Here is a 21233-nt window from a genome sequence, read left to right as displayed (position 1 = left end):
CACTCCCTCCCGCCCCCTTTGGGGGTTTGGGGGGCGTCCCCCCCCCCCAACGCCACATTGGGTGCGTTGGACGCACCGAACGCCACATTGGGGCGCTTTCAGCCGAGGAGTTCGGCCAGGCGGTGGCGGGGGACGTCGACCAGGCGCAGGTCGGTGAGGTCGGCCGGGACGTCGAGGGAGACGTTCGCCAGCCGGGCGTGGGCGCGGGTGAGGACCTCGTCCTGGTGCGCCACCGCCTCCGCGACCACCACCGCGTGGCGGTTGTCCGGCGTGCTCCGCAGGTACCGCAGCGCGTACTTCCCCCGCACGAGCGACGCCAGGGCTTCCTGGGACGCCTGGTCGGTCAGGTCCGGGTGGGCGTTCGGCAGCAGCAGCGCCAGGCGCCGGGCGTTGGTGCCCAGCAGTGTCCGCAGCAGCCACGGGCCCGGGTCGGCCGAGAGGTCCATCGCGACCGCGTCGCCCTCGGGGCCGGAGATCGACCAGTCCACCGGCCGCGACTCCAGCGCGAGGCCGCCCGCGCCGGCGATCTCCCTCAGCTTCTCCAGCAGCGCCGGTTTCGTCCCGGCCGCCTCCACCGACTGCGGCCCGTGCGTGTAGATCGCCTTGCCGCTGCGCATCTTCTTGGCCTTCGCCGTCGGCTGGCAGACGTACAGGTCCGCCGCGCTGCCGATCGCCTGAGCGCCGAAGTAGCGGTTGAAGCCCGGCAGGATCGCCTCGAACGTCAGCCCGAGCGTCGCCAGCGAGCGCTGCACCTGCGCACCCAGCGCCGGGTGCCGCGGGCTGTAGCCGTACGCCAGGAGCAGCCGTCCCTCGCTCGGCTCGCGCAGCGCCTGCACCCCGCGCGCCGCGAACAGCCCCATGCCTTCGGGCGTGTACGGCGGGTCGCTGAACACGAGGTCGAAGCCGCTGCTCAACGCGGGTGGCAGCCCGACGCGCAGGTCCGCGTGCACGGTCCGGATCTCGCGGCCGCCGCGGTCGTCGAGGTAGGCGAGCACGCGCTCGTCGAGGTCGGCGACGGTCAGGGCCGCCGACGGGCAGATCGCCCGCACGGCCAGCGACGTCAGGTCGTGGTCGCCGAGGAACAGCAGGCGGGTGGCGGTGAGGTCGTACTGCGCGTCCAGCCAGAGCGCGCGGCGCAGCACGGTCTCCGGTGTGGCCTGCACGTGGTCGAGCGCGGCCAGCGGCGCCGGCACCTCGGCCACCCACTCGGCGACCTTCGGCAGCAGCTCGTGCGCCGCGACGGCTTCGTCGAGCGGGTCGGCGTAGCGCGGCGCGCGGTACTGCAGGTACGACGCCGCGACGCCGGGGGCGATCCGCAGGCGGTCGCCGCTGCGGTCCAGGTCGTCGCCGAGCGCGGCGAGGACGGCTTCCACGCTGCGCCGCGGGGCGGTGCTCAGCCGGACCAGCTCGCCGAGGTCGTGGTCGCCGGTGCGCAGCAGGTCGAGGACGCGGTACAGCGGGCGGACGCCGACGCCGTGCGCGGCGAGGACGTCGTCGAGGGCCTTCACGGACTCTGAGCCTAGTAGCCACCCTGCGGAACAGCGTGCCAACCACCGCGGACTCGGCTACGGTCGAATCCACCGGGACATGGGGAGTGGCAGTGACCATCGAATTCCGCGACGTGACCAAGCAGTATCCGGATGGGACGGTCGCCGTCGACAAGCTGAACCTCACGGTCGAAGACGGCACGATCACCGTGTTCGTCGGCCCGTCCGGCTGCGGCAAGACGACGTCGCTGCGGATGATCAACCGGATGGTCGAGCCGACCGGCGGCCAGGTGCTGCTGGACGGCAAGGACGTCGCCGAGGGCGACCCGGCCCTGCTGCGCCGCGGCATCGGCTACGTCATCCAGCACGCCGGCCTCTTTCCACATCGGACGGTCCTGGACAACATCGCCACCGTGCCGCTGCTTTCGGGCTGGGACAAGGCGAAGGCGCGCAAGCGGGCCGCCGAGCTGCTGGAGATCATCGGCCTGCCGGTCGAGCTCGGCAAGCGGTACCCGGCCCAGCTCTCCGGCGGCCAGCAGCAGCGCGTCGGCGTCGCCCGCGCGCTCGCCGCGGACTCGCCGGTGCTGCTGATGGACGAGCCGTTCTCCGCGGTCGACCCCATCGTGCGCGAGGACCTCCAGAACGAGCTGCTGCGGCTGCAGTCGCAGCTGGGCAAGACGATCGTGTTCGTCACGCACGACATCGACGAGGCCGTCCGGCTCGGCGACAAGGTCGCGGTGATGCGGGTCGGCGGCAAGCTGGCCCAATACGGCACGCCCGCCGACGTGCTGCGGCACCCGGTGGACGACTTCGTCGCGTCCTTCGTCGGCCGCGACCGCGGCTACCGTGGCCTGTCGTTCCTCTCCGCCGAAGGGGTCGAGGTCAAGGAACTGGAGCTGATCGAGGTCGGCGCCACCGTCGCGGCGAGCGACGGCTGGCGGCTGGCAGTCAACACCGAGAAGCAGCCCCGCGGCTGGCTGCCGCCGAACTCCACTGTGGACGGCGCACTGTCCGAAGACGACCTCGTGGCCGGCGGCTCGCTGTGGGTGCGGGGCACGCCGATCCGCGGCGCGCTCGACGCGGCGTTGTCGTCGCCGGCCAGCCTCGGTGTGGTCGTCGACGAAGAACACCGCGTGCTCGGCGCCGTGGTCGCGCGGCAGGTCCTGGACGTCATCGAGGGCACGCCCCAGGCGTCATGAGCTTCTTCGACGAGCTCGGGCGGTACCTGAGCAGCGCGAACAACCGCGGCCAGATCCTCGGCGACCTGGGCGACCACGTCTACCTGGCGCTGCTCCCGCTGGTGCTCGGCATCGTGCTGGCGATCGCGGCGGGCTGGCTCGGCCACCGCTGGCGGCCCGCGCGGCAGGTGCTGATGGTCGTGGCGAACCTGCTCTACACGATCCCCTCGCTCGCGCTGTTCGTCGTCATCCCCGGCCTGATCGGGTCGAAGATCCTGGACAGCGTCAACGTCGTCGTCGCGCTGACCATCTACACCACGGCGCTGCTGGTCCGGCCGGTGCTCGACGCCCTCGACGCGGTGCCGCCGCCGGTGGTCGCCGCCGCGACCGCGGTCGGCTACAAGCCGGTGCGGTGCTTCTTCGCCGTCGAACTGCCGCTGTCGGTGCCGGTGCTGGCGGCCGGCGTGCGGGTCGCGTCGGTCAGCAACATCAGCCTGGTCAGCGTCGGCGCGCTGATCGGCACCGGCGGCCTCGGCGTGCTGTTCACCGACGGCTTCCAGCGCGAGTACTTCTCGCCGATCGTGGTCGGCATCGTGCTGACGCTGCTGCTGGCACTGGTCGTCGACCTCGTGCTGGTGGGCGCGCGAAACCTGCTGACGCCGTGGACCCGGGTGGGAGCCGCATGATCACCGACCTCTTCCGCTGGTTCGGCGACCCGGCGCACTGGTCCGGGCCCGACGGCGTCCCGCTGCGGCTGCTGGAACACCTCGGCTACACCGGGCTGTCGCTGGTGATCGCGCTGGTCATCGCGGTGCCGCTGGGGTTGTTCGTCGGCCACACCGGCCGCGGCGGCGTCGCGCTGGTGAGCGTCGGCAACGCCATCCGCGCCCTGCCGACGCTGGGCCTGGTGACGTTCCTGTTCCTGCTCTTCACCGAGAGCGTCACCTCGACGATCATCGGGCTCGTCGTGCTGGCCGTGCCGCCGATCCTGGCCGGCACGTACGCGGGGCTGCAGGCGACCGACCACGGCGTGGTCGACGCCGCCGAAGGCGTCGGGATGACCGGCTGGCAGCGGCTGTGGAAGGTCGAGGTGCCGATCTCGCTGCCGCTCGTGCTCGGCGGCATCCGCAACGCCGTGCTCCAGCTCGTGGCGACCGCCGCGGTGGCCGCGTACGTCGGACTCGGTGGCCTGGGCCGGTTCCTGCTCGACGGACTGGCCATTTTGGACTACTCCGAGGTCATCGCGGGCGCCCTGCTGACGACGCTGCTGGCCATCGTCCTCGACCTGCTCTTTTCCTTGCTGAACCGCGCTTTGGTGCCGCGGGGCGTCCGGCTCGCGGCGGCCGCGAAGAAGGTGACGGCGTGAAGCGGCTGGTTTCCCTCGTGGCGGTCTTGGTCCTGGCCGCCGGTTGCGGCAACCCGCTGGCCGGTGGCGGCGAGGGCGGCACGTCCGGCGACATCATCATCGGGGCGTCCGACGTCGGTGAAAGCCTGTTGCTGGCCCAGATCTACGCCGGGGCGCTGCGGCAGGCGGGTGCTTCGAACGTGACCGTGCGGCCGCCGGTGGGCAGCCGCGAGGTCGTCGTCAAGGCACTGCAGGACAAGTCGCTGTCGGTGGTCCCGGACTACAGCGGGAACCTGTTGCGGTACTTCGACAAGGACACCACGGCGACGACGTCCCAGGACGTCTACGCCCAGCTGAAGCAGAAGATCCCGGCCGGCTTCGAGGTCCTGGACCAGGCTCCGGCCGAAGACAAGGACCTACTCGTCGTCGGGCCGCAGCTGGCGGCGTCGGGCGTCAAAACGTTCTCCGACCTGGGGAAGCGCTGCGGCGAGCTGGTGTTCGGCGGGCCGGGCCAGTGGAGCAGCCGCTGGAAGGACAAGATCAAGTCGCTGTACGGCTGCGAGTTCAAGGAAATCCGCACGACGGACACGGGCGGCCCGGTGACGGTGGCGGCGCTGAAGTCCGGTGACGTCCAGGTGGCGGATCTCTTCAGCACGTCGTCGACGATCGCGGCCAACGGGTTCGTGCCGCTGGTCGACGACAAGAACATGTTCCCGGCGCAGAACATCGTGCCCCTGGTGGCGAAGGGAACGCTGTCGCCCGCCGAGGTGGCGGCGCTGAACCGCGTCTCGGCGGCGCTGACCACCGAACAGCTGACGCGGCTGAACGTCGAGTTCACCGAGGAGAAGCGGAATCCCCTGGACATCGCGGAGGACTTCCTCGCGCGGGCTTAGCCCGCGCCTCCGCGCGGAGCGTCCAGCAAGGCGCACAGCCGGTCCAGCGCGGTGGCCCACGGTCGCGCGGTGAGGACCGGGATCCCGTGTTCGCCGGCCCGCGCGGCCAGCCAGTCGCCGTAGCGGGCGCTGACCTGTGCCCGGCTGCGCTGCTCGCCCTCGTCCGGTTCCCGCTCCAGGTAGTTGGCCACCAGCCGGCCGGGGTCGGGTTCGTGCAGGAACACCGCGCGGACCCGGCCGCCGGCCGCTTGGCCGGCGAACGAGTCCTGCGCGGCCAGCGCGGGCAGCAGGTAGTCGCCCTCGATGACGACCGGGGTGCCGGTCTCCAGGTGGTTGCCGATCACCGCCTCCAGCGCCGGCTGCAGCGCCTCGGCCACCGCGATCTGCAGCTCCAGCACCCGCGGCACCGGCAGGCTGCCGGCGTCCGGATGGGTGTCCCAGTAGTGCACCAGCGGCTGCTGCGCCGGGGTGGTCATCCGCTGCACGGCGAGAACGAGGTCGTCCACCTCGACGATCGGCACCTCGTACCGCCGGGCCAGCGGGTAGCTGAGCCGGCTCTTGCCGGTGCCGGACGCGCCGCCCAGCAGCAGCACCCGCCAGTCACGCTCGCTCACCGCTCAGCCCTGCCGGGTGGGGCGGATGGTGAGGTCGCCGATCTCGACGTCGTCCGGCTGCTCGATGGCGAACGCGATCGCCCGCGCCACCGCCTCGGGAGCGATGCCGAGCGCGGCCATCGCCTGCTGCGCCTGCTCGCGCTGCGCGGGATCCTCGACGTGGTCGACCAGCTCGGTGCGCACGTACCCGGGCGAGATCGACGTCGTGCGCAGGACGCCGTCGGTCGACTCCTGGCGCAGCGCCTCCAGCAGCGTGCGGACGGCGTTCTTGGTGCCCGCGTAGACGGCCTGCGTCGGGACGATCTTCAGCCCCGACGTCGAGACGGTCGTGACGAAGTGCCCGCGGCCCTGCGCGCGGAACACCGGCAGCGCGGCGGCGATGCCGTGCAGCACGCCGCGGAGGTTGACGTCGATCATCGCGTCCCAGTCTTCGACGTCGACGGCGCTCATCGGTGCGATCCGGGCGACGCCGGCGTTGGCCACCAGCACGTCGAGGCGGCCGAAGCGCTCGACGGCGAGGGCGACGAGCCGCTCGAGATCGGCCCGGCGGGTCACGTCGACGTCCAGCAGTTCCGCGCGGCCGCCGTCGGCGCGGATCTTCTGCGCGAGCACTTCCAGCCTTTCGGTGCGCCGGGCGCCCAGCACGACAGCCGCGCCACGGCTCGCCAGCCCGACGGCCGTCGCCTCACCGATTCCGCTGCTCGCGCCCGTGATGGCGACGACCTTGTCCAGTCCGTTCGTCATGGCACCTCCCGCTAAACTGACAACTGTCCGCTTAAGCTTACCGGACAGTTGTCCACTTATTCGAGGAGCCGTCTTGCCGCGTTCGGACGCCGTCGCCAACCGCGACCGGATCGTCGAGGCCGCCCGGGACGAGCTGAGCGAGTCCAACGGCGCGGCCGAGGAGCTGAAGCTGCACCGGGTCGCCAAGGCCGCGGGCGTCGGGCAGGGCACGCTCTACCGGCACTTCCCGACGCGCGAGCACCTGCTGGCGGAGGTCTACCGGGCCGAGTTGACGCAGCTCGTCGGCACGGTGGCCCCGCTGTTGGCCGAGCACTCCCCGCTGGACGCGCTGGCCCGCTGGCTGGACCGGCTGGTCGAGTACGCGCGCGTCAAACGCGGCGTCATGGCGGCGATCGAGGTGCCGGCGTGGCAGGACCTCTACGACGGTCAGCACCACCGGCTCGACCAGGCGCTCGAAACGCTGCTGGACCGGGGGCAGGCCGCGGGGGAGATCCGCGCCGGTGTCGACGCCGCCGACGTCATCCTGCTGCTCGGGGCGTTGTCCCGGATCCCGGAAGCGGAGTGGGATGCGCGCGCGCCCCGGATCGTCGCGGTGATCGTCGACGGCCTGCGCGCTTAGGCGTCGGCGGCCAGTTTGAGGCCGAGGCCGATGAAGATCCCGCCGGTGGCGACCTCGATCCGCCGCTGGTTCTTCTTCTTGCGGACCCACCCGCCGAGCCGGCCGGCGAGCACGCCGACGGTGCCGTCGACGAGGAACTCGAACGCGATCATGATCGCCCCGAGGACGGCGAACTGCAGCCAGAGGTGGCCGCGGGCGGGGTCGATGAACTGCGGCAGGAAGGCGATGGTGAAGGTGACCATCTTGGGGTTGAGCAGGTTGGTGAGCAGGCCGGAAAGGTAGGCGCGGTCGCTCTTCCGCTCCACGAGCGGCTTGCGGTTCCGGATGGCCTGGACGCCCAGGTAGATGAGGTACGCGGCCCCGGCGATCCGGACGACGGTGAAGGCCACGGGAACGGCGGCGAAGAGCGCGGCCAGCCCGGCCGCGGCGACGGCGACGTGGATGGCCTCGCTGGTGGCGACCCCCGCGGTGGCGAGCAGCCCGGCTTTCGGGCCGCCGCGCATGCCGCAGCCGAGGATGAAGAGCATGTCCGGGCCGGGCGTCACCATGGCGATCGCGGTGGTGACGAGAAAGGCCAGCAGGAGGTGCGGGTCGACCGGCATGCCTCGATCCTGACACGCCGGCCGTGGTGCGCGAACTGCTTTCCGCGCCCGGCCGGGAGCCGAAACCCGATTGCCGTCCGCGGCCGGCGCGGGCAAGGTGGCGACCATGCTGATCCGCCGCGAGACGCTCGCCGATCAGGCGGCGATCCACGCCGTCCACAGCGAAGCGTTCCGGCGCGAACCCGGCGTCACCCCGATCGAGGCGCCCCTCGTCGACGAACTCCGCGCCGACGGCGACCTGATCGACGCCCTCTCGCTGGTGGCCGTCCGCGGCAACACCGTCGTCGGGCACGTCTGCTGCAGCCGGGCTCGCCTCGGCGAAGACGCCGAAGCCGCCGTCGGGCTCGGGCCGCTCGGCGTGCTGCCCGCGCACCAAGCCGCCGGTGTCGGCTCCGCGCTGATGCACGCCGTCGTCGGCGCGGCGGACGCCCTCGGCCACGGCCTGGTCGTCCTGCTCGGCAACCCGGCCTACTACTCGCGGTTCGGCTTCGTCACGGCGTCGGACCTGTCGATCACCGCCCCGGATCCGCAGTGGGGCGAGCACTTCCAGGCGCGGACGCTGGCCGCGTACGAACCCACCCAGGCGGGCGCCTTCGAGTACGCGCCCGCGTTCTCCCGGATCTGAACAGGAGCCACGCGTGTACGCACCCACGAGGTCGGTCGGCGTCCGGATCAACCGCGAGCAGCCGCCGGCCAAGCTGCGCGACCTCGCGCGTCAGGCCGAGGACGCCGGTCTCGACGAGCTTTGGCTGGTCGAGGACTGCTTCTGGGCGGCCGGCGTCGCCACGGTCGCGACGGCGCTGGCGGTGACGTCGACGATCAAGGTGGGCATCGGCGTGCTGCCGGCGGTGGCGCGCAACCCGGCGATCGCGGCGATGGAGATCGCGGCGCTGGCCGAGCTGCACCCGGACCGCCTGATCGCCGGGTTCGGCCACGGCGTCGCGTCGTGGATGCGGCAGATCGGCGCGTACCCGGAGTCGCCCCTGGCGGCGCTGGAGGAGACGCTGGTGGCGGTCCGGCGGCTGCTGGCGGGCGAGCGCGTCTCGATGGACGGCCGGCACGTCCACCTCGACGAAGTCGAGCTGGTGTTCCCGCCGGCCTCGCCGCCCCCGCTGGTGGCGGGCGTGCGCCGCCCGAAGTCCCTGGCGATCGCGGGCACGGCGGCGGACGGCACGATCCTGGCCGAGCCGGCCCCGCCGGAGTACGTCCGGACGGCGCTGGCGGGCATCGCGGCGATGGGCCCGCACGCCCTGGTGACGTACAACTGGCTGGCCCTGGGCGACCGCGAGCGGGCCCGCAAGACGGTCGCGGAGTCCCTGACGCCGGGCTCGCGGGTGCAGGTCGAGGGCTTGCCGTTCGCGGCCGAGCTGCTGGCGCTGCTGGACTCCACGTCCACAGTGGACGAACTGGCCGCGGGCCTGCGCCCGGAGTGGATCGACCGCTTGGCGATCTGCGGCGACCTGGACACCTGCGCGGCCTCGGTCCGGGCCCTGCACGACGCGGGCAGCGGCTCGGTGGTGCTGCTGCCGCTGCCCGAGGAGTCCCCGGAGCATGCCATCGAGGACGCGGCCCGGGTGGCGGCAGCCGTACGCGGCTGAGGGCCGGCCGGGCACTGACGATTTCGGGTGAACGGCCTGCTCGCCCCGCGCGGATGGCCTAGTGTCCGATTCGTGCAGCAAGGACCTCAATACCCGTATCCGCAGTACCAGCCCTACCAGTCACAGCCGCCCGGCTACCCGCCGCCCAAGTCCGGGGGGAAGACCGCGCTGATCGTCGCGCTGGTGGTCGTCGGCGTGCTCGTGCTGGCCGGGGCGGGGATCGGGGCCTTCTTCCTGCTCACCGCCGACCAGAAGCCGTCCGCGGCCGCGCCGGCCTCGACCGCTCCGGCCGGCGAACCCGACAAGTACCGCTCGCTGCCCCGGTGCAGCGAGGTCGGGAGCCGGATGGACAACCTGCCGCCGTTGAGCAGTGACAGCCCGGCCGAGCCCGCCAGTACCTCGGACGACAAGATCCAGCTCTCGCAGCTCAGCTGCTCGTGGACGAAGTCCGGGTCGTCGTCCGGCACACTCTCGATGTTCCTGGCCAAGTCGACCCAGCCCGGCTCCGGGGAAGGCCCCGGGTACGCGAAGGCGGGCTACGAGATCGAAGTGGACCGCGGCGCCAAGCCGATCACCGAGAAGATCGGGAAGGCGACCAAAGCGGCCGACGTCGACTACGACCAAAGCGGGCCCCTGCAGTGCGGCGTGCGGTTCTACCAGGGCAACGTCGACGTGACCGTGGTCGTCACCGCCGCCGACACCAGCGACCGGAACGTCGAACGGTGCCGCCGCAACGCGCACAACCTGGCCAAGGCCGCTTCCGAGTCCCTCGAATAGAAAAACGGGCCTCCTCACGGCGAACCGTGAGGAGGCCCGTTCTCGGAAACCTCAGTCGAACGCCTTCGCGATCAGCGCCTTCTGCTCGACCTCGTGCACCTTCGACGAACCCGCCGACGGCGCCGCCATCGGACGGCGCGACACGACCTGCAGGCCCGAGAGGACCTCCGGGAACTTCCGGGGCAGGTTCAGGCCGAAGAACGGCCACGCACCCTGGTTCTCCGGCTCCTCCTGGACCCACGCGACCTGCGTCGCGTTCGTGTACCGCTCCAGCGCCGCCAGCAGCTTCTTCTTCGGCAGCGGGTAGTACTGCTCGATCCGCACGATCGCGACGTCGTCGGCCTCGCGCTTCGCCCGCTCCGCCACCAGCTCCCAGTACAGCTTCCCGGAGGTCAGCAGCACCTTGCGGATCTTCGACGGGTCCGGCGTGACGTCGTCGATGACGGACATGAAGCGGCTTTCGCCGGTGAAGTCCCCGACCGCCGACGTCGCGGCCTTGTTGCGCAGCATCGACTTCGGCGTGAAGACGACCAGCGGGCGCTGGATGCCGTCGAGGGCGTGGCGGCGCAGCAGGTGGAAGTAGTTCGCCGGGGTGGACGGGACCGCCACTGTCATCGAGCCCTCCGCGCACAGCGAGAGGAAGCGCTCGATGCGGCCGGACGTGTGGTCCGGGCCCTGGCCCTCGTGGCCGTGCGGCAGCAGCAGCACGACGTCCGAGCGCTGGCCCCACTTGGCCTCGCCCGAGGAGATGTACTCGTCGATGACGGTCTGCGCGCCGTTGACGAAGTCACCGAACTGCGCTTCCCACATCACCAGCGCCTCGGAGTTCGCCACCGAGTAGCCGTACTCGAAGCCGACGGCCGCGTACTCCGACAGCGCCGAGTCGTAGATCATCACGCGACCCTGGCCGTCGGCCAGGTTCTGCAGCGGCGCGTACTCCTGGCCGGTCTTGCGGTCGATGAAGACCGAGTGTCGCTGGGTGAACGTGCCGCGGCGGGAGTCCTGGCCGGACAGCCGGACCAGCCGGCCCTCCATCGCCAGCGACCCGAACGCCAGCAGCTCGCCGAACGCCCAGTCGATGTCGCCCTCGCGGGACATCTTGTGGCGGCGCTCCATCACCGGCTTGACGCGCGGGTGCGGCGTGAAGCCCTCGGGCACCTGGACGAACGCGTCGCCGATGCGCTCGATGACCTCGTTCGCGACCGACGTCTTGACCTTGGCCGGCACCTGCTGCTCCTCCTCGACGGAGGGGCTGGCCTTCGCGGGGTGCTTCTCCAGCTCGCGGACCTCGTTGAAGACGTGCTCCAGCTGGCTCGAGAAGTCGCGCAGCGCGGCCTCGGCCTCCTCGACGGAGATGTCGCCGCGGCCGATCAGCGACTCGGTGTAGGTCTTCCGGACCGAGCGCTTGGTGTCGATGATGTCGTACATCGCCGGCTGCGTCATCGACGGGTCGTCGCCCTCGTTGTGCCCGCGGCGGCGGTAGCAGATGAGGTCGATGACGACGTCCTTGTGGAACGCCTGCCGGTACTCGACGGCCAGCTTGGCCACCCAGTGCGCGGCTTCGGGGTCGTCGCCGTTCACGTGGAAGATCGGCGAGCCGATCATCTTCGCGACGTCGGTGGCGTACTGGCTCGATCGGGAGTGCTCCGGCGCGGTCGTGAAGCCGACCTGGTTGTTGACGATGACGTGCACGGTGCCGCCGGTGCGGTACCCGCGCAGCAGCGCCAGGTTCAGCGTCTCGGCCACCACGCCCTGGCCCGCGAAGGCCGCGTCGCCGTGCATCAGGACCGGCAGGACGGTGTAGCCCTCGCCGCCCTTGTCGAGGATGTCCTGCTTCGCGCGGACGATGCCCTCGAGGACCGGGTCGACCGTCTCCAGGTGGGACGGGTTCGCGGTCAGCGACACCTTCGTCTCGCCGTCGCCGAACATCCGGAAGTACTTGCCCTCGGCGCCGAGGTGGTACTTCACGTCACCGGAGCCGTGCGCCTGGCCCGGGTCGAGGTTGCCCTCGAATTCCTGGAAGATCTGGCTGATCGGCTTGCCGACGATGTTGGCCAGCACGTTCAGCCGGCCGCGGTGCGGCATGCCGATGACGACCTCGTCGAGCTCGTGCTCGGCGGCCTTGTCCAGCAGCGTGTCCAGCAGTGGGATCGCCGTCTCGCCGCCTTCGAGGGAGAACCGCTTCTGGCCGACGTACTTGGTCTGCAGGAACGTCTCGAACGCCTCGGCGGCGTTCAGCTTCGAGAGCACGTACTTCTGGACCGCGGGGTCCGGCTTCTCGTGCGGGATCTCGACGCGCTCCTGGATCCAGCGGCGCTCCTCGGGGTCGAGGATGTGGGTGTACTCGATGCCGACCGTGCGGCAGTACGAGTTGCGCAGCACGCCCAGGATGTCGCGCAGCTTCATCCGCTCCTGGCCGGCGAAGCCGCCGACCGGGAACTCGCGGTCGAGGTCCCACAGGGTCAGGTTGTGGGAGAGGACGTCCAGGTCGGCGTGGCTGCGCTGGCGGTAGTTCAGCGGGTCGGTGTCGGCCATCAGGTGGCCGCGCATCCGGAACGCGTCGATCAGCTCGATCACGCGGGCGGTCTTGTCGACCGGGCCGTCCGGGATGTCGGCGACCCAGCGGATCGGCTCGTACGGCAGGCGCAGGCTGGTGAAGACGTCGTCGTAGAAGCCGTCTTCGCCGAGCAGCAGCTGGTGGATGCGCTTGAGGAACTCGCCCGACTCCGCGCCCTGGATGATGCGGTGGTCGTAGGTCGAGGTCAGCGTCATGATCTTGCTGATGCCGAGGTCGACCAGGGTCTTCTCGCTGGTGCCCTCGAAGGCGGCCGGGTACTGCATGGCGCCGACGCCGATGATGGCGCCCTGGCCGGCCTGCAGGCGCGGCACCGAGTGGTTGGTGCCGATGCCGCCCGGGTTGGTCAGCGAGATGGTGGTGCCGGAGAAGTCGTCGGCCGTCAGCTTGTTGTTGCGGGCCTTCTTGACGATCTCTTCGTACGCCTGCCAGAACTGCAGGAACGTCATGTCCTCGCAGCCCTTGATCGAGGCCACGACGAGCGTGCGGGAGCCGTCCTTGCCCTTCATGTCGATGGCGAGCCCGAAGTTGACGTGCTCCGGCGTGATCGCGAACGGCTTGCCGTCGATCAGCTGGTAGTGCCGGTTCATGTTCGGGTAGGCCTTCAGCGCCCGCACCATGGCGTAGCCGATGAGGTGCGTGAAGGAGATCTTGCCGCCGCGCGTGCGCTTGAGGTGGTTGTTGATGACGATGCGGTTGTCCGCCATCAGCTTGGCCGGGACCGCGCGCACGCTGGTCGCGGTGGGGACGCTCAGCGAGGCGTCCATGTTCTTGGCGATGGCCGCCGCGGCGCCGCGCAGCTGCTTCGACTCCGGCTCTTCCTTCTTCGCCTCGGCCTTGGGCTCGGCCTTCGCGGCCGCCGGCTTCGGCGCCGCCTTCGGCGCCGCCTTCGGCTCGGCCTTCGGGGCCGGCTTGGTCGGCGCGGCTTGCTTGGCCGCCGACTCCGCGTTCTGCACGGCCTTGGGCGACGGCTGGGCGGCCTGGCCGTTGGTGGCGGGCTTGGCGTCGGCCTGCTGCCGGGCGGTGTCCGCCTTGGCCTGCGCGCTCTGCGTCGGCTTGAAGTCCGCGAAGAAGTCGTGCCATGCGGCATCGACTGAGGAAGGGTCGGCGAGGAACTGGTCGTACATCTCTTCGACCAGCCACTCGTTGGGGCCGAACTGTGACGCAGGGCTGCTGCTGGACACGGCTGGGGCTCGCCTCTATCCGTCTCGATCTCGATCTTGAATCCGCTGATGCGCCTACCAGGCTAACCCCCTCGGTGACCGCGATGTGATGGAACCGGCCTGTGTGAGGCGTGGCGCACTAGGGTATCGGTCACTGACTCGATCAAGATGTGCTAAGGGAACCTTAAGCGCTGGACCGGGTACAGGGTTCCCGGGCTCTTCCGGCCGCCGTCGCCCCGCGGCCGTCGGGCGTTCACCGGCGTGGGTTCTGCTGGGGCGATGTGGCTGGTCGAATGTCCGTCGTTCTGGGACCAGGGCTTGGTGCGGCCGCTGGTCACCGAGTCCGGCACGGTCGTGCTCCGGTGTGATTCCTGCTCGGCCGTCTGGCCCACGCTCGCCGACTTCGAGGAGATGGAGTGGGTCGAGCCCGACGAGCCGGATTGGCTGGTCGCGGCCGGGATCCACGTCCGTCCGGGGACGGTCCGCTGGGCGTCCCGCCCCGAGGTGGAGGCGGCGGGGCTGGGCTCGCTGAAGTGGCGGGCGCTGCCTTAACCCCGTTCGTAGGGCGGTTCGTGGGGGACGAGCTTGACGGCCAGGTGGAGCTGGTCGGTGGCCAGCAACCCGGCGATGTCGCGCATCACAGGTGTGACGTCGGTGATGGCGGTGATCCACTCGTCGGCGAGCTCGCTGTCGAGCCGGATCGCCTGGAAGTTCAGCGCGGTGTGGTCGAGATCTCGCTCCGGCACCCACTCGACGTGCCCCTGGAGGGCCCGCTCGAAGCCTTCACGGGTGAGGTCGACGGCCAGGATGCGCTCGTGGCCGGGCTTGCGCCCGTTGTCGCTGTCGTGGGCCGCGAGCCGGAACGACGGCGTCACCGGCACCGCCCCGCCGCGTTCGAAGCCCTGCTTCTCGAGCGCGGCATCAGCGACGGCCGGCGAGCAGCCCAGGTAGACCCGCACGGTCCCGTCGGTCTGCATGGCCCGGACCTGCCGGTCGGGAACCCGCTTCTCTTCGAACATGCCCGCCATGCTCCCAGCGCCCGCCCCACCCGGCCACGAACTTTCGTGCGCAAGAGAGCACCACCCGTGATCGGAGCCGGAACTCGCGTGATGGGGGACGTATCTCGCGTGATTGAAGCCGTAACTCGCGAGTTCCGGCTTCAATCACGCGAGTTCCGGCTTGGATCACGCGAGTTACGGGTCAGCCGAGGGACCAGAGGCGGGCGTAGGGGCCGTTGGCGGCCAGGAGCTCGGTGTGGGTTCCGGTTTCGACGATCCGGCCGTGGTCGAGGACGACGATGCGGTCTGCTCGGGCCGCCGTGGCGAGGCGGTGGGCGACCACGAAGGTGGTGCGGCGGCGGGCGACCGTCTCCGTCGCTCGGAGGACCGCCGCCTCGGTTGAGGGGTCGAGGGCCGCGGTGGCTTCGTCGAGGAGCAGGACGTCCGGGTCCACCAGCTCCGCCCGGGCCAGGGCCACCAGCTGGCGCTGGCCCGCCGACAGGGAGCGGCCGCGCTCGCCCACCGGCTGCAGGAAGCCCGCCGGCAGGGCCGCGACGCCGTCCAGGGCTCCCACCGCGCGGACCGCCGCCTCGACCTCCGCGTCCGTGGCCGACGGGCGGCCGTAGCGGACGTTGTCCGCCACCGTGCCCGAGAACAGGTGGGCCTCCTGGGGCACCACGCCCATCCGGCGGCGGAGGCCGGCCAGCTCGTACTCGCGGACGTCCGTGCCGTCGATCCGGACCTCGCCGCCGGTGACGTCGTAGTAGCGGGCCACCAGCTTCACCGCCGTCGACTTGCCCGCGCCGGTGGCGCCGACCAGCGCGATCGTCTCGCCCGCCGCGACGTCCAGCGAGAACTCCGCCAGCGCCGGGGACTCCGCGCCGGCGTAGGAGAACCCGACCTCCTTGAACGAGACTTCGCCGCGCAGCCGCTCCGGCACCGTGACCGGGTGCTCCGCCGCCGGCACCGACGTCGGCGTCCGCAGCAGGTCGCCGATGCGGTTCAGGCCGACGCTCGCCTGCTGGTAGCCGTCGAACACCGCCGACAGCTGCTGGATCGGCGAGAAGAACTGCTGCAGGTACAGCAGGAACGCGAGCAGCACACCGGCCGACAGCGTGCCCGCCGACACGCGGTTCGCGCCCACCACCAGCACCGTCGTGGTCGCCAGGTCCGACAGCAGCGCCACCAGCGGGAAGTACGTCGCCACGTACCGCTGGGCCCGCAGCCGCGAGCGGCGGTAGTCGTCACTGCGCGAAGCGAACGCCTCCGCGGAGCGGTCTTCCCGCGTGTACGCCTGCGCCACCCGCAGCCCGCTGACGTTCTCCTGCATGTCCGCGTTCACGACGCTGACCCGCTCGCGGGCCTCGTTGTACGCCTTCGACGCCGACCGCCGGAAGATCACCGTGGCCACCGCCAGCACCGGCACCATCGCCAGCGCGTACAGCGCCAGCCCGGCGTCGGTGACCAGCAGCGCGGCCGTGATCCCGGCCAGCGTCAGCGCGCTCACCACCGCGGTGGCCAGGCCGGTCTGCAGGAACGTCGAGAGCGCGTCGACGTCCGTCGTCATCCGGGTCATGATCTTTCCGGACAGCTCCCGCTCGTAGTAGTCGAGCCCGAGCCGCTGCAAGTGCGCGTAACTGCGGACGCGCAGCGCGTACAGCACCGTCTCGCCCACCCGGGACGTCAGCCGCGTCTGCGCGAAGACCACCAGCCAGTCGGCCGCGATCACCACGGCGCCGATCCCGGCGGCGAGCCAGATCAGCCACTCGACGCCGGTGCGCACGCCGTGGTCGACGCCGAACTGGTACAGCCCCGGCAGCGCGATCGACGCCAGCGCGTCCGCCGCCACCAGCGCGATCACCACGGCCAGGGGCCAGCGGACCGGCCGCAGCAGCCCGGCCAGCCGGAACTTCGGGTCGGGCGCGGTGACGTCCACGCCGGGCAGGCGCGGCTCGTCGACGGCCGGCGGCAGCTTGCGCACGCCCTCGATCAGCTCCGGCGTCGGCGGGACGTCGAGGCCGCCGCCCCCGCCGACGAACCCGCTGCTGTTCGGGTCGCCGCTGCGCATCCGCGCGGCTTCGGCCAGCTCGTCGACCTCGTCGCGGCTCTCGTCACGCGGCCACAGCGACGGCGTGACGCCGTCCCGGCCGAAGTCCAGGCCTTCGCAGCGGTGCTTCTCCTCGACGTCGTCGCCCGGGCCCGCCACCAGCTCGCGGAACAGCGGGCAGCGCGCCATCAGCTCGGCCTCGGTGCCGACGTCGACGACGCGGCCCTCGTCGAGCACCGCGATCCGGTCCGCCAGCGCCAGGGTGGACCGCCGGTGCGCGATCAGCAGGGTGGTGCGGGCCGCGGTGACCGACCGCAAGGTGTCGTAGATGGCCGCCTCGGTGACCGTGTCGATGGCCGAGGTCGCGTCGTCGAGGACGAGGATCCGCGGGTCGGTGATCAGCGCCCTGGCCAGCCCCAGCCGCTGCCGCTGCCCGCCCGAGAGCGTCAGCCCGCGCTCGCCGACCAGCGTCTCGTAGCCGTCCGGCAACGCGCGGATGAAGCCGTCCGCCTCCGCGGCCCTGGCCGCCGCGACGACCTCCTCGTCGGTGGCGTCCGGACGGCCGTAGGCGATGTTGTCCCGGATCGACGAGGAGAACAGGAACGCCTCCTCGAACACCACGCCGATCGCCTGCCGCAGCTGCCGCAGCGGGACGTCCCGGACGTCGAGGCCGCCGACCCGCACCAAGCCCTCATGCACGTCGTAGAACCGGGGCAGCAGCAGCGAAATCGTCGACTTCCCGGACCCCGCGGTGCCGACCAGCGCCAGGGTCTCGCCCGGGTTCGCGGTGACCGACAGGCCGTCCAGCACCGGTTCGGTGCGCGTGTAGCCGAAGCGGACGCCCTCGAGCTGCACGCCCAGCGGCCCCTCCGGCAGCGGCCGCGCGTCCGGCGCGTCGACGACCTCCGGCTGCGCATCGATCAGCTCGTACACCCGCTCGGCGCCGGCCCGGGTCAGCTGCGCCTGCACGACCAGGCCGGACAGCATCCGGGCCGGCCCGATCAGCGTCGCGAGGTAGGTGGCGAAGGCCAGGAACGTGCCGAGCGTGATCGACCCGTTCAGCGCGAGGACACCGCCGATGCCGAGCACGGCGACCTGGCCGGCAGCCGGCAGCGCGGCGGTGGTCGCCGTCGGGACCGCCGAGAGCTTCGCCGCGCGCAGCCGCTCCCCGAACAGCTTCCGCGCGGTCGCTTCCAGCTTCGATACCTCCCGCGTCTCCTGGCCGAACCCCTTGACCACCCGGACGCCGGTGACGGTCTCTTCGACCTGCTGCGCGACATCCGCCGCGCGCTGCTGCGCCGACCAGGTGGCCGGGAAGAGCCGCTTGCGGCTGCGCGTCACGATGATGCCGACCGCCGGCGTGACGACCAGCGCGATCAGCGTCAGCACCGGGGACAGATACAGCATCGCGACGAACGACAGCAGCGCGAAGACCACTGAGCCGAACGACAGCGGCACCTGCATCAGGATCCCGGTGACCAGCTGCAGGTCGGAGATCGCGCGCGAGGCGACCTGGCCGGTGCGCAGCGCGTCCTGCTTGCCGCCGTCCAGCCGCGAAACGGCGTTGAAGACGCGCTGGCGCAGATCGTGCTGCACGTCGAGGGCGAGCTTCCCGCCGAGGTAGCGGCGCGCGAACGCGGTGCCGAAGGCGACCAGCTGCAGCGCCACCAGGAACCCGGCGATCCCGGGCAGCCCGCCGGTCTGCCCCGCCACCGCGTCGTCCACCGCTGCGCGCACCAGCAACGGGCTCACGGCCTGCACGCCGACCCCGAAGGCGGCGGCCAGCAGCGACAGCACGACGAGAACGCGGTGCTCCCACGCCGCGGCGGACAGCCGGCGGATCCAGCCGGCCGTCTCGACGGGTGGGAGCTCTTGACGGGAGCGAGGCGGAGCAACGGTCACGTTGTGACAGTAAGCGCCACCACCGACAAAATATTTCCCCGAATGCCGCGAAGGCCACCTCGAGCTGCTCGAGGTGGCCTTCGCGGACAGCCGGACTACGTGATGTCGCGCTTCTGGTTGCCCGCCCAGCCGAGGCCGAAGAAGAGCATCGTCCACGCGAGGAAGATCAGCGCCGACGCCCACCACGAGAGCACCCCGGGCGCACCCGCCGTCAGCTGGAGCACCAGCTGCGAACCGGAGTCCACGCTGGCCGGCAGGTCGAGCGAGTTGAACCCGAAGGCGTCCGCCGCGATGCCGCCGACGATCCCGTTCGCGGTGCCGTTCGGCAGGATCCCGCCCAGGATGTCGATGTCCAGCCAGGCCCAGAACACGATCACCACGACGTTTTCCAGGATCAGGAACCACACCATCAGCAGCACGACGGCCAGCGGCACGCTGCGCAGCACCGCGCCGAACCCGATGCCGAACAACGTCACCAGCGCCCCGGCCAGCACCGACCCGCCGAGCGCGGCCAGCCACTGACCCGCCGACGGCCACCGGCCCGAGTCCACCGACGCCATCACCGCGAGCGCCGAAACGCCGAAGCTGATCAGGCCGTAGAGAGCACCCCACACCAGGTAGGTGAGCATCTTCGCGGTCAACGCCGAAACCCGGTTCGGCGCGGTGAGGAAGGTCGTCGTGATCGTCTTGTTGCGGTACTCGCCGGCCAGCGCGAACACGCCGAACAACGCCGGGACGAGCTGCGCGATGTTCACCCCGTGCGCCAGCGCCAGCAACCCCACCGGGATCTTGCCCGGATCGAGGCCGATCATCTCGCTGACCTGCCGGGCGTCCTTGCTGCCCAGGAAGTCCGCGAAGTCGTTCGTGAGGCTGCCCCACGCGAAGGTCATCCAGAACGCGACCAGCACCAGCGGGATCAGCAGCACCCACCACGTGTTCAGCGATAGCGTCTTGCGGAACTCCGCCTTGATCAGGTTGCCCATCACTGCTGCGGTCCTCCCCAGTACTGCTGCTGCTGCGGGCCCGACGGCGGACCCTGCTGGTAGTGCTGCTGCGGCGGATAACCCGGCGGCGGGCCCTGGTACTGCGGCTGCGGCGGGTAACCCGGCGGCGGCTGACCCGGCGCGCCGGTGTACTGACCCTGCGTCAACTGGAAGAACATCCGCTCCAGATCGGCGTGCTCCTCCTGCATCCCGTAGACGGCGATCCCCGCCTTCGCGGCGATGTCACCGATCTGCTGCACACTCGACCCGGCGACCGCCACCCGGCCGTCCGGCGTCGGCGAAACCCCGACGACGCCGTTGTCCTGCAACGCCTTCACCAACCCCGACGGATCCGCCGGCTGCACCAGCACCCGCGACTGCTGGCTCTTGCGCAACTGCTCCAGCGGACCGTAGTACCGCGTGACCCCCTGGCTGATGATGACGACCTGGTCGATCAGCTGCTCGACCTCGTTCAGCAAATGACTCGAAACCAGAACCGTCCGCCGCTGCTCCCGCGCGTACGAACGCAGGAAGTTGCGCAACCACAGGATGCCCTCGGGATCCAGACCGTTCGTCGGCTCGTCCAGCACCAGTACCTGCGGATCACCCAGCAACGCCGTCGCCAGCGCCAGCCGCTGCCGCATACCGAGCGAGAACCCGCCCGCCTTCCGATCCGCGGCGCTGCCCAGCCCCACCAAGCCGAGCACCTCGTCCGCACGCCGATCCGGCACCCCGATGGCCGCGGCATACACCCGAAGGTGGTTACGCGCCGTCCGGCCCGGGTGGAACCCCTCGTTCTCCAGGACCGAGCCCACCACCCGCGCCGGATTCCCCAGCTGCGAATGCGGCCGCCCGTTGATCGTCGCCATCCCCGAAGTGGGTGTCACCAAACCGAGCAACATGCGCAACGTCGTCGTCTTACCGGCGCCGTTCGGACCCAAGAACCCCGTCACCGAACCGGGTTCGACCGTGAAGCTCAGGTTCTGCACGGCGTTCACTGCGCCGAACCGCTTGCTCAGGTTCTGCACCACAATCCGGCCACTGCCGTCGTGCATACCGTCCCCTAACGTTCCCCGCTGATGCGGCGTCATCCTGCCCTACCGGCGACGCTCGCGCGCACGGAACGCCCGAGAGCGACCTTCGTCACTTTCCGCTACCGGCCGGAACCGCCTCCGAGGCACTGACCAGAGGATTCACGACCCCCCGACGATCAACTTGGTAAAGAATTCGTGCGACTTGCCGACCCGGTGCAGCCAACTCCGCCAAACCCCTCTAAGCTAGGTACCGGCGGCCCGCTCCCAGTGACCCCCAGGCTGGTTGAGCGGGTCGCCCTCGTCTTCCTTTATCGCGGCTTCGCCGCTCATGGTCGACTTCGTCGTATTACCCGGGGGGCCGAGCCCCCCGGACCCCCACGGTGCCTTCGCCAGACTCCCAGCCCTGCCGGACCTTGGCTGGCTTTGGCGTGAAGCCAGCCCGGTGCTGGCTGGGTTGGGTGTGAAGCCAGCCCGGTGCTGGCGGCTTCGGCGTGAAGGCGGGCCCGCGTGGCTGGCTTGGGTGTGAAGGCGGGTTGGGCTGGCTGGCTTGGCGTCGAGGTGGGCTGGGCTGGCTGGGTTGGGCGGGACCCCGCGGGCGAGGCTGGCTGGGTTGGGTGTGGAGGCGGGTGCGCCTGGCTGGGGCTTTGGGTTGTTGGGGTGGGGCTGAGCTGTGG

18 protein-coding genes are annotated in these 21233 nt (G+C 71.1%); 9 read left to right on the top strand and 9 right to left on the bottom strand.

Annotation, left to right across the window (positions count from 1 at the left end):
- Window positions 1-98: 98 nt before the first annotated feature.
- Entirely contained in the window at window positions 99-1508 is a 1410-nt protein-coding gene (locus ACWEF6_RS33180) for a bis-aminopropyl spermidine synthase family protein (protein WP_449686549.1), read from the bottom strand.
- Window positions 1509-1600: 92 nt separating this feature from the next.
- On the opposite strand from ACWEF6_RS33180, the gene ACWEF6_RS33175 reads away from it, so the two are divergent.
- Genes ACWEF6_RS33175 through ACWEF6_RS33160 form a run of 4 tightly spaced genes read left to right on the top strand, consistent with a single transcriptional unit; the run spans window position 1601 to window position 4903 of the window.
- On the top strand, window positions 1601-2686 hold the full coding sequence (locus ACWEF6_RS33175; RefSeq protein ID WP_449686548.1) for an ABC transporter ATP-binding protein: 1086 nt from the start codon (window positions 1601-1603) through the stop codon (window positions 2684-2686).
- Entirely contained in the window at window positions 2683-3351 is a 669-nt protein-coding gene (locus ACWEF6_RS33170) for an ABC transporter permease (protein WP_449686547.1), read from the top strand. Before ACWEF6_RS33175 ends, ACWEF6_RS33170 begins: the two co-directional genes overlap by 4 nt.
- The gene (locus tag ACWEF6_RS33165) at window positions 3348-4031 is read left to right on the top strand and encodes an ABC transporter permease (RefSeq protein ID WP_449686546.1); all 684 of its coding nucleotides are present in this window, start codon (window positions 3348-3350) and stop codon (window positions 4029-4031) included. The genes ACWEF6_RS33170 and ACWEF6_RS33165 overlap by 4 nt, the downstream gene beginning before the upstream one ends.
- The gene (locus ACWEF6_RS33160) at window positions 4028-4903 is read left to right on the top strand and encodes an ABC transporter substrate-binding protein (RefSeq protein ID WP_449686545.1); all 876 of its coding nucleotides are present in this window, start codon (window positions 4028-4030) and stop codon (window positions 4901-4903) included. Before ACWEF6_RS33165 ends, ACWEF6_RS33160 begins: the two co-directional genes overlap by 4 nt.
- Here the strand turns inward: ACWEF6_RS33160 and ACWEF6_RS33155 are convergent.
- Window positions 4900-5517 (bottom strand): hypothetical protein, encoded by a 618-nt coding sequence (locus tag ACWEF6_RS33155; protein ID WP_449686544.1) that lies wholly within the window; start codon window positions 5515-5517, stop codon window positions 4900-4902. The genes ACWEF6_RS33160 and ACWEF6_RS33155 overlap by 4 nt on opposite strands.
- 3 nt (window positions 5518-5520) lie before the next feature.
- Window positions 5521-6261 (bottom strand): SDR family oxidoreductase, encoded by a 741-nt coding sequence (locus ACWEF6_RS33150; protein WP_449686543.1) that lies wholly within the window; start codon window positions 6259-6261, stop codon window positions 5521-5523.
- Between the two features lie 73 nt (window positions 6262-6334).
- On the opposite strand from ACWEF6_RS33150, the gene ACWEF6_RS33145 reads away from it, so the two are divergent.
- Window positions 6335-6880 (top strand): TetR/AcrR family transcriptional regulator, encoded by a 546-nt coding sequence (locus ACWEF6_RS33145; RefSeq protein WP_449686542.1) that lies wholly within the window; start codon window positions 6335-6337, stop codon window positions 6878-6880.
- On the opposite strand, the gene ACWEF6_RS33140 is transcribed toward ACWEF6_RS33145, so the two are convergent.
- Window positions 6877-7482 (bottom strand): LysE family translocator, encoded by a 606-nt coding sequence (locus tag ACWEF6_RS33140; RefSeq protein WP_449686541.1) that lies wholly within the window; start codon window positions 7480-7482, stop codon window positions 6877-6879. The two genes, ACWEF6_RS33145 and ACWEF6_RS33140, sit on opposite strands and share 4 nt — an antisense overlap.
- Before the next feature lie 106 nt (window positions 7483-7588).
- On the opposite strand from ACWEF6_RS33140, the gene ACWEF6_RS33135 reads away from it, so the two are divergent.
- From ACWEF6_RS33135 to ACWEF6_RS33125, 3 genes are all read left to right on the top strand, one after another.
- A complete protein-coding gene (locus ACWEF6_RS33135; protein ID WP_449686540.1) occupies window positions 7589-8107 on the top strand; it encodes a GNAT family N-acetyltransferase in 519 nt (172 codons plus the stop codon).
- Window positions 8108-8120: 13 nt separating this feature from the next.
- Window positions 8121-9080, top strand: a complete 960-nt coding sequence (locus tag ACWEF6_RS33130) for an LLM class flavin-dependent oxidoreductase (protein ID WP_449686539.1) — start codon at window positions 8121-8123, stop codon at window positions 9078-9080.
- 72 nt (window positions 9081-9152) lie between these two features.
- Window positions 9153-9857, top strand: a complete 705-nt coding sequence (locus tag ACWEF6_RS33125) for a hypothetical protein (protein ID WP_449686538.1) — start codon at window positions 9153-9155, stop codon at window positions 9855-9857.
- Window positions 9858-9908: 51 nt separating this feature from the next.
- Here the strand turns inward: ACWEF6_RS33125 and ACWEF6_RS33120 are convergent, their stop codons facing one another.
- Window positions 9909-13616: a multifunctional oxoglutarate decarboxylase/oxoglutarate dehydrogenase thiamine pyrophosphate-binding subunit/dihydrolipoyllysine-residue succinyltransferase subunit gene (locus ACWEF6_RS33120; protein WP_449686537.1), complete on the bottom strand. Its 3708-nt coding sequence runs from the start codon at window positions 13614-13616 to the stop codon at window positions 9909-9911.
- A 258-nt stretch (window positions 13617-13874) separates the two neighbouring features.
- Between ACWEF6_RS33120 and ACWEF6_RS33115 the strand changes: the two genes are divergently transcribed.
- Window positions 13875-14147: a hypothetical protein gene (locus tag ACWEF6_RS33115; RefSeq protein WP_449686536.1), complete on the top strand. Its 273-nt coding sequence runs from the start codon at window positions 13875-13877 to the stop codon at window positions 14145-14147.
- Here ACWEF6_RS33115 and ACWEF6_RS33110 read toward each other — a convergent pair.
- The 4 genes from ACWEF6_RS33110 to ACWEF6_RS33095 form a co-directional block, all read right to left on the bottom strand.
- A complete protein-coding gene (locus tag ACWEF6_RS33110; RefSeq protein WP_449686535.1) occupies window positions 14144-14614 on the bottom strand; it encodes a DUF4291 family protein in 471 nt (156 codons plus the stop codon). The genes ACWEF6_RS33115 and ACWEF6_RS33110 overlap by 4 nt on opposite strands.
- Before the next feature lie 181 nt (window positions 14615-14795).
- Window positions 14796-18542: an ABC transporter ATP-binding protein gene (locus ACWEF6_RS33105; protein WP_449686534.1), complete on the bottom strand. Its 3747-nt coding sequence runs from the start codon at window positions 18540-18542 to the stop codon at window positions 14796-14798.
- Window positions 18543-18637: 95 nt separating this feature from the next.
- Complete coding sequence (locus ACWEF6_RS33100; RefSeq protein WP_449686533.1) at window positions 18638-19525, bottom strand: ABC transporter permease subunit; 888 nt, start codon at window positions 19523-19525, stop codon at window positions 18638-18640.
- Window positions 19525-20580, bottom strand: coding sequence for an ABC transporter ATP-binding protein (locus ACWEF6_RS33095; RefSeq protein ID WP_449686532.1), 1056 nt, complete (start codon window positions 20578-20580; stop codon window positions 19525-19527). Before ACWEF6_RS33095 ends, ACWEF6_RS33100 begins: the two co-directional genes overlap by 1 nt.
- Window positions 20581-21233 lie beyond the last annotated feature (653 nt).

It is taken from the genome of Amycolatopsis sp. NPDC004772 (assembly GCF_053601215.1).
The sequence above is the reverse complement of the archived record's forward strand: the minus strand, read 5'-3'. Positions and strand labels throughout refer to the sequence as shown.

Bases quoted from the DNA above. Each gene is read 5' to 3' on its own strand.
- ACWEF6_RS33170 (WP_449686547.1), top strand. From the start codon at position 2,683: ATGAGCTTCTTCGACGAGCTCGGGCGGTACCTGAGCAGCGCGAACAAC.
- ACWEF6_RS33165 (WP_449686546.1), top strand. From the start codon at position 3,348: ATGATCACCGACCTCTTCCGCTGGTTCGGCGACCCGGCGCACTGGTCC.
- ACWEF6_RS33150 (WP_449686543.1), bottom strand. From the start codon at position 6,261: ATGACGAACGGACTGGACAAGGTCGTCGCCATCACGGGCGCGAGCAGC.
- ACWEF6_RS33140 (WP_449686541.1), bottom strand. From the start codon at position 7,482: ATGCCGGTCGACCCGCACCTCCTGCTGGCCTTTCTCGTCACCACCGCG.
- ACWEF6_RS33135 (WP_449686540.1), top strand. From the start codon at position 7,589: ATGCTGATCCGCCGCGAGACGCTCGCCGATCAGGCGGCGATCCACGCC.
- ACWEF6_RS33115 (WP_449686536.1), top strand. From the start codon at position 13,875: ATGTGGCTGGTCGAATGTCCGTCGTTCTGGGACCAGGGCTTGGTGCGG.
- ACWEF6_RS33110 (WP_449686535.1), bottom strand. From the start codon at position 14,614: ATGTTCGAAGAGAAGCGGGTTCCCGACCGGCAGGTCCGGGCCATGCAG.
- ACWEF6_RS33100 (WP_449686533.1), bottom strand. From the start codon at position 19,525: ATGGGCAACCTGATCAAGGCGGAGTTCCGCAAGACGCTATCGCTGAAC.
- ACWEF6_RS33095 (WP_449686532.1), bottom strand. From the start codon at position 20,580: ATGCACGACGGCAGTGGCCGGATTGTGGTGCAGAACCTGAGCAAGCGG.